Genomic DNA, 14,571 nt, shown 5'->3' on the forward strand with positions numbered 1-14,571 from the left:
TGAAATAAGTTTGGCCGGGTGGCAGAGTGGTCATGCAGAGGATTGCAAATCCTTGTACGTCGGTTCGATTCCGGTCCCGGCCTCCATTATTTCTAGAAAAATTCTGGTCATTTGTGGTATTCAATTAATCAACTTGTCTTAAATCTTCTGGTAAAGAGTATGCCCCAACTATGAATGTTTTTCATTTCTTTAAAGATGCTGTTATCGCCATCATTCAAAAATTGATCCAAGAGGGACATCTGCCTGATGGGATGGACCTTAATCGCATCACTGTGGACCCTCCCAAAGAAGCTAACCACGGTGATTTGGCCATTAATGCCGCTATGGTTTTGGCAAAGCCTGCCGGGAAGAACCCACGGGACTTGGCAGAGATTATCGCCGCATCTTTGCGTCAACTACCCGAAGTAACCCATGTGGAAATTGCGGGCCCAGGATTTATTAACATAACCCTAAAACCTGATTTCTGGCAGCGCCAACTTCTGACGATTCTGCAAACAGGCACAGCCTATGGAAATAGCGACATTGGGGGCAAACAAAAGGTCAATGTGGAATATGTCTCCGCCAACCCTACAGGGCCCATGCATACAGGCCATGGCCGGAACGCTGTCTTGGGTGATGCCATCGCCTCCCTTCTTCAAAAAGTAGGCTATGAGGTTTGTCGGGAATACTACATCAATGATGCAGGGGGACAAATTGACGCCCTTGCCCGTTCCGTTTACCTCCGTTATAAAGAAGCCCTTGGCCAGCCCATTCAAGATAGTGACTTCCAAGAAGGCATGTATGGCGCCGACTACTTAGTCCCAGCTGGACAAGAGCTCGCCACCTTAAAAGGGGACGTATGGATTGGAAAACCTGAATCTGAGTGGATAGAAGAAATTCGCCAATTCAGCGTGCAAGCCATGATGGCTCTTATACGACAAGACCTCGATGCTTTGGGTGTTCATATGGATGTTTTCACTTCCGAGAAACATCTTGTAGATGGAGGTGGTGTTGAAAAAGTCTTGAAGGTTCTCGAAGAAAAGGGAGACTTATATGTTGGAACCCTCGAACGGCCGAAGGGTCATGATGTCGAAGATTGGGAACCCAGGCCGCAAACCTTATTTCGTGCAACTGCCTATGGGGATGATGTTGACCGACCTTTAAAGAAATCGGATGGAAGCTGGACGTATTTTGCAAGCGATATCGCCTACCACTTTGATAAGTTTCAACGGGGCTTTACCCAAATGATCGACGTATTGGGAGCGGACCACGGCGGCTATGTAAAACGCATTCAAGCAGCGACGGCTGCTGTAACAGGTGGACAGGGGCATGCAGAGGTTAAAACATGCCAAATGGTCAATTTCATGGAAAATGGGGTGCCCATCAAAATGTCGAAGCGGGCGGGGACTTTCATTAAATTGCGCGATGTAACTGATCGCGTTGGAAAAGATGTGACACGCTTTATCATGCTGACCCGTCGCCACGACATGGGTATAGATTTTGACTTTGCGAAAGTGGTTGAACAAACTCGTGATAACCCAGTTTTCTATGTTCAGTATGCCCATGCCCGTGTTTGTTCTGTCTTAAGACATGGTTTAACCCTCTTGCCAGATGCTCTCGATGATTTGCCTATAATAAATGTCTCTCTCTTGACCGATGAGTCAGAGTTAGAGATGATAAAGCTGTTAGCGAATTGGCCAAGACAAGTTGAGGTTGCAGCATTGATTCGAGAACCCCATCGTATTGCTTATTTCTTGCATGATGTGGCGGCTGCTTTCCACGTATTGTGGAATAAAGGGAAGGACCAAACACATTTGCGGTTTATTGATACGAATGATCATCCAATGACTATTGCACGCTTGGCTCTTGTCAAAGGAGTAGCAACTGTCATCGCATCTGGTTTGAATTTGTTCGGCATTACCCCGCTTGAGGAGATGCGTTAAATGTCTCAGTTTAAACAACGTTTCCAACCTCACTCTTCACCTCCTCATTCAAGAGAGTCTGAGGTAAAGCTTCGCATGACCCCAGAGGCGTACGCACAAGAAAATTCTGATTCTGCATTTGCAAGACGTCACCAGGAAACACAGAAACTCAAAAACTTATCCTTTTGGGAAAATACGGATCAAGAGGCAAATGACGAAGACGAATGGAGCGACCGTCAATCTCCTACCCCTTTTATTCTTGTCATGATTGTTTTGGTAGTTGCCAGCACCTTGTTGTGGTTCTTATTTCAGTGGGCCTCAGGCGAAAATACGAACTCGCCACCGATCATTGCGGCAGATACAGCTCCCTTCAAAGTACGACCTGAAAATCCAGGTGGCATGATGATTCCTCATCAAGATAAGCTTGTTTACGGTCGGTTAAGCCAGGACGCATCTCAACCCATAGAGCGTTTATTACCTCCACCTGAACAACCGATGAGTGCACAGCCTATGATTGTTCAGCCCATGAATGCACAACCAATGGCCACTCCCCCCATGAATGCTCAGCCAATGAGCGCACCACAAAACCAACCTTACCCTGAGGGCGCAAACTATAGCCAACCTCAACATCATTATCAGCCGCCCCAAGGCGTTTATCCCTCAAATCCAACAATACCCCAAAGCCCCCAATTCCAACCACAATCTCAACCTGGGGGGCACTATCAACCCTATTCTGCTCAATCGCCCCATGCACCCTATCAGCAGACATCTCCCTCTCCTTATGCTGTCACACCCCAGCAAGCCCCAAATCCGTATGGATCTCCTCATCCATCTGAAAGGCTGGCGCCCACCCATCCCATTCCATTAAAAGCAGCCGCAAATCCAATACCAGAAAAACAACCCTCAGCTGTTGAAGGGATCAAGCCGGCACAAGAGGCGGAAGATGAGAACGAAAAAGACAGTATCCCTGTGAAAGAAAACACCTATGTAAAAAAAGAGGATTCGAATGACCTTGAGAGATTAATTGCACAAGAAGCTCAAACTCCCTTGATGCGGTCTTCAAAAAACAGCGAGGGTAAAATTAGAAAATCCAATGCTAAGGACTCTGGAAAATCCAAAATTAAAAAGGCATCGCCTACAACCTCACTCAAGGCAAAACCAAAAATAAAGCATCTGAAACAGGGTCGAAACCTTAAAACATATAGTGACTCATGAACAGGAATTTCATAAATGTCTAACCCTAAAGCTGTGATTTTCGGTTGTCATTCAACACAGCTTCTGGCTGAAGAAAAAGCTTTTTTTCAACGCACGAATCCCTTGGGTTTTATTCTTTTTGCACGCAATTGTGAAACTTTTGAACAAATTCAAAAACTTACTCAAGACTTACGACAGGCCGTTGACCGACCCGATGCCCCAATCCTTATTGACCAGGAAGGTGGGCGTGTTGCCCGTTTAATGCCCCCCCTTTGGAGAGCGCCACCTCCTGCCGCAACATTTGGCCTTATGGCCGAAGAAGACCCGGAACGGGCAAGTTGGTGTGCGAGAGCCAATTCCTGGCTTATTGGTCAAGAGCTGCATGCCCTTGGTATCTCAGTTAACTGTGCTCCTGTCGTGGATGTTATACACAAGAATACCCATCACATCATTGGCGATCGAGCCTTGAGTCACCATCCTGATGTTGTTGCAACTTTGGCTCTTCAATCCATTAAAGGGTTTCAAGAAGCGGGAATTATACCTGTCATTAAGCACATTCCCGGCCATGGGCAAGCAACCGTTGATAGCCATGAAAAACTACCCGTTGTCTCAGCTTCGATAGAGGACCTTGGTATTTCAGACTTTGAAGCCTTCCGCCAAGTTTGCCAACACTTTAAGCGTCAAACAGATATTCTCCCTTGGGCCATGACAGCACATATTCTTTATACAGCCATAGATTCTAACTCGCCCGCCACACAATCGCCTACCGTAATAGAAAGCGTCATCCGAGGCCATATTGGATTTTCTGGGTTTTTGATCAGCGATTGTTTGACCATGAAAGCTTTGGAAGGAACTTTTGGAAGAAGAGCCAAGAGGTCCTTAGAAGCGGGATGTGATGCTGTCTTACATTGCAGTGGTGTTCTAGAAGAAATGATTGAAGTCGCTGCACAAACCTATCCGTTAAAAAATGATTCTCTGAATCGTCTGAACCGAAGCGTCATAGCCCCTCAACCTACTACTTTTGTGTCCGAAGAAGACACTCTTTTGCTTCTTAATCAACATCTTCAGCTCGAAGGCCTGCTTCCCTCTTTAGAAAGGAAATGAACATCATGACCACAGAAACCGGGATACAAACAATTGCTCTTTTAATTTCGATCATGTTGGCCATTACGTTTCATGAAGCCGCCCACGGCTTTGTTGCGCGTCTGTTTGGAGATCATACAGCCTCGAGACTTGGGCGTGTAACTTTAAACCCCTTCAAACACATTGATCTTATTGGAACAATCCTTCTGCCGGGCTTCATGCTTCTTTCCCACGCGCCTTTTCTATTTGGCTATGCGAAACCCGTTCCTGTGCAGTTTGAATATCTACATCCCAAACGGTTAGGCATGATTTTAGTCGCCGCTGCGGGGCCTGGCATGAATTTACTCCTGGCCTGGATCTCAGGATTACTCCTTCACATCAACATGGGCTCAGATACATTAGGAAATGAAATTTTAATCAACTCCATTCGCTTTAACGTTGTTTTAGCGATCTTCAACATGATGCCTCTGCCTCCTTTAGATGGGGGCCGCGTTGCTGTCGGGATTCTCCCAAAACCATTAAGCCGGGCGTTGGCAAGTCTCGAGCCCTTTGGGTTTATTATTTTGTTGGCCTTAATTATCTTGCCAAGCATGCTATTCCAACCCATGGGAATCAATTTTAACCCCCTACGCGAGATCTTAGTCCCTTCCATTCAATGGCTTACACAGTGGGTCTTGTTTTTGAGTGGTCATTAAGCTTTTTTAGGGCATGCAGGAATTCTGTTACGAAATGATATATTAAATTTAATGAATGACTCTAAAGAAAACACCCCTGTTATTATGTGGTTCCGCCAAGATTTGCGGCTAACAGACAACCCCGCTCTATCTTTAGCCCTGTCTACGGGTAAGCCCATTATCCCTTTATTTATTTTGGAAGAAGGAACCCATCGCCCCCTCGGCGCAGCTTCTCGCTGGTGGCTACATCACAGTTTAAAAGCCTTGGAAGAAAGTTTACAATATTTATGTTTACGTCAAGGAAACCCTGAAAAAATTCTGAAAGACATCATTGCAAAAACAGGTGCCAATAAAATTTTTTGGACCCAAAGATTTGACCCCTTTGGCCAGAAGACAGATGCTGCAATTGAAAAGACCCTTACCCAAGAAGGCTTAGCTTGTCATTCCCTCAATAGCAACTACCTTCTCAAACCAGGAACGATCTTAAATAATTCTGGGAAACCATTTCAGATCTTTACACCCTATTGGAAGCAGTGTGCTGATAACATCATCTCTCTCCCAACTGATCCAGCTCCAACCTCAATTCCTCTCCTTAAAATCCCTTGCGATACTTTAGAAGAATGGAAACTACAACCCTCAAATCCAAACTGGGCTGCTGATTTTCCCTCCCATTGGAAGCCCGGCGAAAAAAATGCCTCCTCAGCCTTGGAAGATTTTGTCAATTTTAAATTGCCAGGTTACGCTGTTCGTCGAAATCTACCAGACCAAGAAGGAACTTCTCGCCTCTCTCCTCATTTACATTGGGGAGAAATTTCTCCCCGACAGGTTTGGAATGTGGTTCAGGATAAATTCGCAAAGCAACATCCTTATGGCGATGATGTACGTACTTTTTTATCGGAACTCGGCTGGCGAGAATTTGCCCAAGACTGTCTTCTTCGTTTTCCCAACCTATCGACTATACCTTTACGCTCGGAGTTCAACAATTTTCCTTGGGAAGATCATCCTAAAAATTTTCTCGCCTGGCAACGCGGCCAGACAGGATACCCCATTGTTGATGCGGGCATGCGCCAACTCTGGAAAACCGGTTGGATGCACAACCGCGTCCGCATGATTGTGGCTTCTTTCTTAGTCAAGGATCTCCTGATCCCTTGGCAAAAAGGGGAAGCATGGTTCTGGGATACGCTTGTTGATGCTGACGAAGCCAGTAATGCTATGAATTGGCAATGGGTAACCGGTTGTGGTGTGGATGCAGCTCCCTTTTTTCGTATTTTTAATCCGGTCCTTCAAGGAGAAAAATTTGACCCCGAAGGCAATTACATCCGGAAATGGCTTCCAGAATTAAAAGCATTGCCAAATTCTTATATTCACAAGCCTTGGTTAGCCCCCTCGCACATATTGCAATATAGTAGTATCCAATTGAATAAAACTTACCCATCTCCCATCGTGGATCATAAATTACGGCGACAAAAAGCGCTTATGGCATTCAAACATCTGCACTCTTAACGCAATGTGGTTACCCTTGTGTCTTTTTGTCACCTTGGTTTTTTGCCGCGTTTCAGTTCACGCTATATACATGTGAAAATACTGTTACCGAAACGGACCTTTGCCTAATGCTGAAAAAAATTACCCTTTCCTGCTTTTTGATCCTCAGTCTCTTTGTTGCCGCAGCCTTGAGCTGTCCACCGGTTACTGTGGGGGACTTGACCATCTCAGAACATCGCTGGATTCGACCCTCCACAGGGCCAAATACGGCGGCATATCTCACCATCACAAGTAAACAGAATGACAAGTTGATTAAGGTAGATTGTAAAGAAGCCGAAACCGTCGAGCTCCACAATCATATTGATGACAACGGCGTCATGAAAATGCGCCCTGTAGAATTTATCGCTGTAGGTAAAGACCCTGTGTCCTTAAAACCCGGCAGTTTACATATCATGCTCATGGGCCTTAAAGACTCTTTTCAAGGCAAAAGTGCCATCCCGTTGACGCTACATTTTGAGAAGGCAGGGCCTGTCACCTTAGATTTTGACGTTAAAGTACCGAAAACAAAGGAAAGGGGAGCTTCGAGTTAAATAGGCGATTAACATTAGGAAAGCAAGCTTGTTTTTTTCCTTATATTAATCAAACATCAAGACATTCTCCCCCCTTGAAATGGCTGATTCCTTAGCTTTTTAAGACCGAAAAAATATTTTTGAGGGATGACCGTCGAAGCATGATTCCAAATAAAAAACAAGACTGTTTTTTGGGTGCTGGATATGTTTCTTTAACACAAGATGTTGTTGTCAAAACCATAAACAAAACTATATTTAGTAGCTAAAAGGGGATAAACATATGAAAATTTGTCGTAAATTCACAACCGCAGGCCAATCACCATATTCTGCGTTCAAATTTCGACAAACAAGTAGTGAAATTCGCAATCCTGATGGCTCAGTAGTGTTTCGTCAAGATAATATTGACGTACCTGAAGCTTGGTCACAAGTCGCTTCTGATGTTCTCGCCCAGAAGTATTTTCGTAAAGCCGGTATTCCTCAAGAAACAATTTTGGTTGAAGAAAACACCATACCGAGTTGGTTATGGCGTCGTGCACCAAAACCAGGCACAACCTTTGGCAGTGAAACATCGGCTCGCCACGTATTTGATCGATTGGCCGGCGCTTGGACCTACTGGGGATGGAAGGGTGGTTACTTTGACACAGAAGAGGATGCACAAAGTTTCTTTGATGAAATGCGATATATGCTGTGTGCCCAAATGGCAGCACCCAATTCTCCACAATGGTTCAATACAGGCCTTCATTGGGCTTATGGAATAGATGGCCCCGCACAAGGCCACTTTTATGTGGATTTCAAAACAGGCGAGTTAACCTCTTCTAAATCTGCCTATGAACATCCACAACCCCACGCTTGCTTTATCCAAAGCATTCGAGATGACCTTGTCGGCGACGGCGGCATTATGGATCTCTGGGTTGGTGAGGCACGTTTATTTAAATACGGATCTGGAACGGGGACCAACTTTTCCAACTTACGTGGGAAGGGTGAACCCTTATCCGGTGGTGGAAAATCTTCAGGATTAATGAGTTTCCTTCGCATCGGTGATCGAGCGGCAGGCGCCATCAAATCTGGCGGCACAACCCGTCGCGCTGCGAAAATGGTCATTGTCGACATCGACCATCCTGACGTCGAGGAATTCGTCAGCTGGAAAGTTCAAGAAGAACAAAAAGTAGCGGCCCTTGTTACGGGATCTAAACTCAACAAACACCATGCAGATGCCTTGATAACGGCTTGTCAAGCTACAGACATTCCTGAAAAAGATCGCCTAGAACCCAAGAAAAACCCCGCGTTGAAAGAAGCCATTCGGGCTGCCCGCAAAGACATGGTCCCTGAAAATTATGTGCAGCGTGTTATCCAACTTGCCCGCCAAGGTCACACAACCATTGATTTTCCAGTCTTTGATAAAGACTGGGACTCTGAAGCTTACCTCACCGTGTCGGGACAAAATTCCAACAACACGGTGCGTGTCACCAATGACTTCCTAGATGCCGTATTAAAAGATAAAGAGTGGCAACTTAAACGCCGAACAGACGGATCTGTCCATCACACCCTTCGCGCACAAGATTTGTGGGAAAAAATTGCATTTTCGGCTTGGGCATCTGCTGACCCCGGAGTCCAATTTGACACGACAATTAATGAATGGCACACATGCCCAGCGAGTGGTCGAATCCAAGCATCGAACCCTTGCTCTGAATATATGTTCTTAGATGATACCGCTTGTAACTTGGCTTCCCTAAACTTGGTTACCTTTTGTAAGCAAGAATCATTCGATATCGAAGCGTATGAGCATGCCACGGCTTTATGGACTGTCACTTTAGAAATATCCGTAATGATGGCTCAGTTCCCTTCGCGCCAAATTGCTTTAGGGTCTTATGAATTCCGCACGCTTGGGCTCGGTTATGCCAACCTCGGCGGACTCTTGATGGCGTTGGGAATCCCTTACGATAGCAAAGAGGGACGTTCTATTGCGGGAGCTCTCGCTGCTGTTCTCACCGGCATATCCTATGCGACTTCTGCAAAAATGGCCAAAGAGCTTGGAACTTTTCCTGGTTACGAGCCCAATAAGGATGCAATGCTGCGCGTGATGCGTAACCATCGCCAGGCGGCACATGGGGAAACCAAAGGCTATGAAGGCCTGACAATTTTGCCTGTTCCTTTAAAGGGTAAGGATTGCCCTTTGGCTGGGCTTGCAAATGCAGCAAAAGCGTCTTGGGATGAAGCAGTTAAGCTTGGTGAAAAGTATGGATATCGCAACGCTCAAACGACGGTGATTGCACCAACAGGTACTATTGGTCTTGTTATGGACTGTGACACAACTGGTGTTGAACCTGATTTTGCGATTGTGAAATTTAAGAAATTAGCCGGCGGTGGTTACTTTAAAATCATCAATCAAATGGTATTACGCGCGCTCACCGTCCTCGGATATACGTCTGACCAAATGAAAGACATTATCGCTTATGCAGTTGGTCATGGGACGCTCGAAGACGCCCCTGGCATCAACTTTGAAGCCCTCAAATCCAAGGGATTTACGGATGAAATTTTGAATAAACTTAACGAGGGGCTCGCCAGTGCTTTTGATATTAAGTTCGCCTTCAATAAGTACGCATTGGGTGAAGAATTCTGCAAAAAAACATTGGGCTTCACTGATGAACAGTTAAATGACTTTAACTTTGATATGCTTTCTGAACTCGGATTCACCAAAGCAGAAATTGAACTCGCCAACAATTACTGTTGTGGCACCATGACCGTTGAAGGCGCTCCTCACTTGAAGGATGAGCACTTAAGCGTATTTGATTGCGCGAACCCTTGCGGCAAATTAGGAAAACGGTTCCTATCAATCGATAGTCATATTCATATGATGGCAGCTGTTCAACCCTTCATCTCAGGGGCAATTTCCAAAACCATCAATATGCCAAATAACGCAACGATAGAAGATTGTAAGCAAGCTTATTTGACGTCTTGGCAGCTTTGCCTGAAAGCAAATGCTCTTTACCGCGACGGCTCAAAACTTTCTCAACCTCTCAATTCTTCCCTGTTTGAAGAAGGAGATTCTGACGAGCTCTGTGACATGCCAAATGGGGCAAAAGCAGAAGCAATCGCCACGCGCATTGTGGAACGCCTTATTGAAAAAGCCGACCAAGCGTCTCAACGTAAGAAATTGCCCAACCGACGCAAAGGCTACACGCAAAAAGCCTCTGTTGGAGGCCATAAAATTTACTTACGTACCGGCGACTATGCGGACGGATCCATTGGCGAAATTTTTATCGACATGCACAAGGAGGGTGCTTCCTTCCGGTCATTAATGCATAACTTTGCCATGGCAATTTCCATTGGCTTTCAATATGGTGTGCCGTTAGATGAATACGTAGAGGCTTTCACCTTTACGCGTTTTGATCCGTCCGGAATGGTAGAAGGCAACCAAACCATTAAGATGGCAACGTCTATTCTAGACTACATCTTTAGAGAACTTGCGATCACTTACCTGGGGCGCCATGACCTGGCCCATGTTCAAATTGGGGATATGGATTTGCGTCCTGACACGATTGGAGATTCGACCCTCCACCCTACCGCCTCAACGGAGGAAGTCCAAATCGTGGCTTCAGTCCAAGACGAAATTAAAGCAGAAATGGGACAATCCTTAGAAGCGCGCCCCAATAATCTTTATGTTTTGCCTGTAAGAGGGGAAGAGTCAAATGTCCTCGCAGCAACAGGCACAGACGGATTTGCGGTTAATGCTCGCAACAAACCATCAGCCCTGGATAGCGCCCGTCGTGCGCGTTTGCAAGGCTATGAAGGGGATGCTTGTGGAGATTGTGGCAACTTTACGATGGTTCGTAATGGAACTTGTCTGAAGTGCAACACCTGCGGCGCCACAAGCGGATGTTCTTAAAGAATTAAGATTGTGCGGCCTCCCCCTGCAGGGGGAGGTACACAACACCAATTTATCAAAACCAATAAAATCAAATATCGTTAACAGTTTGCCCCAAGGATTTTTTAATCCTTAACCCCTTGTTAATTCCTCATTTTGTATGCTAAATAAAACAGCTGAACTTAAGCCATTTGGTCAGGAGACACCGAATATGATTATGGACATTGGGATGCCCAAAAAAGATCGTAAAGTGATCACACAAGCCTTAGGTCGGGTGCTTGCGGATACTTTTATTCTTTATGCAAAAACCCACAGTTTCCATTGGAACGTGACAGGAGCTAATTTTTATTCTCTCCATCACTTCTTTGAAGAGCTTTATAAAGACTTGATCGAAGGCACAGACATGATTGCAGAGCGCATTCGAACGCTTGGATACTGGGCGCCGAGCTCTATTACAGAATTTGCCGGAATTTCTGCCGTGAAGGAAGAAACACATCATATTTACGATTCTGCTGACATGCTGCGACAACTTGTCCTCGACAATGAGCTTGTGGTTCGACGCTTGAAAGAAGTATTAGATGTTGCTGAAACCAATAATGATGACGTAACAGTTGATATGTTAACCAGAAGAATGGAAATCCATTCAAAGGCTGCCTGGATGCTCCGCAGCCATCTTGAATGATTTTGAAAGAATGATAAGGAAAGATTCATGCGAACCAATATGATTGAAGCTGTGATGGGAGCTATTGTCTTAATCATTGCCTCGTTCTTTCTCGTTTTCGCATATACTTCTAGCAAAGGCGGCGTCTATAGTGGTTACCCACTCGTTGCCTCATTTGACCGGATCGATGGGCTCACTGTCGGCAATGATGTCCGGGTTAGTGGTGTAAAAGTTGGAAGTATCACCAAGATTGATGTCGATCCCAAAACTTTTCTAGCCCAGGTCGTTTTAACGGTGAGTAATGACTTAAAATTACCCGTTGATACAGCCGCCGAAATCACAAGCGAAAGCTTGATGGGGGGCAAATATATCGCCCTTATTCCGGGAGGCGATGAAAGAATCTTCGCTCCAGGAGGGGTGATTAGTTACACCCAATCCTCGGTCAGTTTTGAAGCGCTGATCGGCAGATACCTCTTCTCTGGAAAAGACAACGAGAAAGAGGAAAAAAAAGAAAAGAAATCAAAGAAGAAGAATACAGTCTAAAACTCTAACCCTATCGTCAATGATTGTTTCCATAAGCCCGATGTGGTAGTGAAGAATAACAACAAATCTCACTAGGATTGCAAGGGACAATTATGAATGAATATACTTAAAGAATCCCTTGATCACCCTTCAAAAGCCACCGCGTCCCCAGATTCATTATTTGAGGGAAGGTTATCTATATCTGGAAAGATCTGGCAATTTCGCACCCACGATGAACGGCAAGCCCTTGCGATTACCCAGCGTTATGACCTCTCCCCCTCCGTCGGGCAATTGCTCTCGAATCGTGGCGTCGCCTTAGAGGATGTCCCCGCCTTTCTAGAACCTACGTTGCGTAATCTCCTGCCGGATCCCTCCCATTTAAAGGATCTGGATCAGGCAGTTGATCGCGTAGTTGCGGCCATAAAGGCTGATGAGAAAATTGCCGTGTTTGGAGACTATGATGTGGATGGCGGGACATCTTGCGCCCTTCTTCACCGTTACTTTGCCTTTCTGAAGAAGGATATTCGAATCTATATACCTGACCGCATCGACGAGGGGTACGGCCCCAACGTTGAAGCGATGCAGACTTTGAAAAAGGAGGGGCATACCCTTGTTATTATGGTTGATTGTGGCACAACCTCTTTTGAACCATTGGCAGCAGCCAAAGCCCTTGGCTTGGATGTTATCGTCATTGACCACCATGTCGCGCAAACCTCTTTGCCAGAAGCTTATGGAATCATCAACCCCAACCGTCTTGATCAGGAATCGCCACTCAAAACCTTGTGTGCTGCCGGATTGTCTTTTGTGTTTCTGGTCGCCCTTCAACGCAAACTTCGTGAGGTCAATTGGTTTGAGGGGCCTGAGCCAGACCTGATGACTCTCCTTGACCTTGTGGCCCTTGGGACCGTTTGCGATGTGATGCCTTTGACCGGTCTTAATCGGGCTTTTGTGACCCAAGGGTTGCGGATTGCAAAGTGGCGCCAAAATGTAGGCTTAACAGCTTTAGCGGATGTTTCGGGCTTAAAGGAAGCGCCCACTGCCTATCATCTCGGCTTTATGATTGGCCCCCGGGTCAACGCCGGGGGACGGGTCGGCGCTGCTGACCTCGGGGCACGCCTTCTCTCAACGAACGATGAAACAGACGCACGTACTCTGGCCATACGTCTGGATGCATTGAATCGGGAACGTCAACAAATTGAAGCGACCGTCTTGGAAGAAGCCATTAATCTTGTGGAAACAACGGATTTGAAAACAAAATCTCTTCTTCTCGTGAAGGGGGAAGCCTGGCATCCAGGAGTGATTGGGATTGTCGCCAGCCGCCTGAAAGAGCGGTATGGGCGCCCTGCTTGCGTCATAAGCTTCACGGATGATATGGGCAAAGGATCAGGCCGATCTGTCTCTGGCGTTGATCTTGGCACTGCTATGCATGCGGCCTGCCATCAGGGGCTTCTGGTTCATGGGGGTGGGCATCCGATGGCGGCAGGCTTCACTGTGAAACGTGATCTTTATGATCAATTCTATGACTTCCTATCGAACCGTCTGGCCTCAGACATGGATAACATTCTCCCGAGTTTAGAGGTCGATGCTTCCATCACTTTAAAGGGGATCTCCCCTGAATTTCTTCAAAGCTTAACGTGTTTGGAACCTTTTGGGGCCGGCAATCCAACGCCAAAATTCATGATTCAAAATGTACGCATATCTTATGCAGAAGTCTTTGGGTCCGATCATGTGCGTTGCACGCTCTTAAGTGAAGACGGGGCACGACAAAAAGCCATTGCTTTCAGAGTGGCACAGCAAGCTCTGGGACAAACCATTTTAAAGTCAAAGAACCGCCCAGTTCATGTTGCGGGAACGTTGCGCCTTGATACCTGGGGAGGGCGCAATGAAGCGGTTGTCTATATTGATGATTTGATGGAGATTTAAGCCCAAATTATGGACGATATATTTTCCCCTTTAGCCAAAACCTTTCTCGCCTTTAGTCATGCCACCCTTATTGTCCCCCTCATCCTTACGGGCTACATAGCACAAAGGAAAGCCATTCTGAGGTCCAATCATTCTGCATTAACCGTGTGGCAATCTGCATGCCTCCTCATCTTTTTTACCATGATATTTAACATGCTTTTGAAATCGATATTTTTAGTTCCCCTCAATCCCGCCCTTGGAAAAGAAGGCTTTGCCTTTCCCAGCGGTCATATGCAAGTCGCAGTCGTCTTTTATGGATGGTTGTTTTTGATTTATGAGCAAACTCTGATTCGTGCCCTCCTACTGATTGTCTTAAGTGGCATCGCCTTTGGGTTGATTCAACAAGGGTATCACAATTTTTCTGATGTCATCGCTTCTGTGGTCTTTGGAATCATAACAATTTATGGATTTATTTGGGGATCTCAACTCCCCAAGATTCAAAACAAACCAGCGCGTTTGGGATCCTATTTGATCTTTCTATCTAGCGTCATGATGAGCGTGATTCATTTCCGAATCGGAATCCCAATGCATGTTTACGCTGGCTTTATCGGACTTTTAGGAGCTATGGGAGTTGGGTATTTGTGCTTGAGAGAGAAGAAGTCGTAAGAGACATTAATAATATGTATTTATTTCACAATAAATTCTATTGGATGCAACA

The 14,571-nt window shown here is 45.8% G+C and carries 11 protein-coding genes and 1 tRNA gene; all 12 read left to right on the plus strand.

Translation table 11 applies throughout. The features are described from left to right. Positions 1 to 12 precede the first annotated feature (12 nt). Positions 13 to 86, plus strand: a tRNA-Cys gene (locus K2Y18_07285). Between the two features lie 84 nt (positions 87 to 170). Further along, a complete protein-coding gene (gene argS, locus K2Y18_07290) occupies positions 171 to 1,922 on the plus strand; it encodes an arginine--tRNA ligase (GenBank protein MBX9805538.1) in 1,752 nt (583 codons plus the stop codon). Next, positions 1,923 to 3,116 carry a hypothetical protein gene (locus K2Y18_07295; protein MBX9805539.1) on the plus strand — a complete coding sequence of 398 codons (1,194 nt, stop codon included), beginning with the start codon at positions 1,923 to 1,925 and terminating at the stop codon, positions 3,114 to 3,116. It begins immediately after the preceding gene. 15 nt (positions 3,117 to 3,131) lie between these two features. Then, the gene (gene nagZ / locus K2Y18_07300) at positions 3,132 to 4,199 is read left to right on the plus strand and encodes a beta-N-acetylhexosaminidase (protein ID MBX9805540.1); all 1,068 of its coding nucleotides are present in this window, start codon (positions 3,132 to 3,134) and stop codon (positions 4,197 to 4,199) included. A gap of 5 nt (positions 4,200 to 4,204) precedes the next feature. After that, on the plus strand, positions 4,205 to 4,873 hold the full coding sequence (locus tag K2Y18_07305) for a site-2 protease family protein (GenBank protein ID MBX9805541.1): 669 nt from the start codon (positions 4,205 to 4,207) through the stop codon (positions 4,871 to 4,873). Between the two features lie 51 nt (positions 4,874 to 4,924). After that, entirely contained in the window at positions 4,925 to 6,355 is a 1,431-nt protein-coding gene (locus tag K2Y18_07310) for a DNA photolyase family protein (GenBank protein ID MBX9805542.1), read from the plus strand. 107 nt (positions 6,356 to 6,462) lie between these two features. Continuing rightward, positions 6,463 to 6,924 (plus strand): copper chaperone PCu(A)C, encoded by a 462-nt coding sequence (locus K2Y18_07315; GenBank protein ID MBX9805543.1) that lies wholly within the window; start codon positions 6,463 to 6,465, stop codon positions 6,922 to 6,924. Positions 6,925 to 7,183: 259 nt separating this feature from the next. Continuing rightward, the gene (locus K2Y18_07320) at positions 7,184 to 10,789 is read left to right on the plus strand and encodes a vitamin B12-dependent ribonucleotide reductase (protein MBX9805544.1); all 3,606 of its coding nucleotides are present in this window, start codon (positions 7,184 to 7,186) and stop codon (positions 10,787 to 10,789) included. A gap of 190 nt (positions 10,790 to 10,979) precedes the next feature. Continuing rightward, complete coding sequence (locus K2Y18_07325; GenBank protein MBX9805545.1) at positions 10,980 to 11,450, plus strand: DNA starvation/stationary phase protection protein; 471 nt, start codon at positions 10,980 to 10,982, stop codon at positions 11,448 to 11,450. 27 nt (positions 11,451 to 11,477) lie between these two features. After that, positions 11,478 to 11,972 carry an outer membrane lipid asymmetry maintenance protein MlaD gene (gene mlaD / locus K2Y18_07330; GenBank protein MBX9805546.1) on the plus strand — a complete coding sequence of 165 codons (495 nt, stop codon included), beginning with the start codon at positions 11,478 to 11,480 and terminating at the stop codon, positions 11,970 to 11,972. Positions 11,973 to 12,068: 96 nt separating this feature from the next. After that, complete coding sequence (gene recJ / locus K2Y18_07335) at positions 12,069 to 13,874, plus strand: single-stranded-DNA-specific exonuclease RecJ (protein ID MBX9805547.1); 1,806 nt, start codon at positions 12,069 to 12,071, stop codon at positions 13,872 to 13,874. Between the two features lie 9 nt (positions 13,875 to 13,883). Beyond that, the gene (locus K2Y18_07340) at positions 13,884 to 14,519 is read left to right on the plus strand and encodes a phosphatase PAP2 family protein (GenBank protein ID MBX9805548.1); all 636 of its coding nucleotides are present in this window, start codon (positions 13,884 to 13,886) and stop codon (positions 14,517 to 14,519) included. Positions 14,520 to 14,571: the final 52 nt, after the last annotated feature.

This window comes from Alphaproteobacteria bacterium (genome assembly GCA_019746225.1).
Lineage (GTDB): Bacteria > Pseudomonadota > Alphaproteobacteria > Paracaedibacterales > VGCI01 > VGCI01.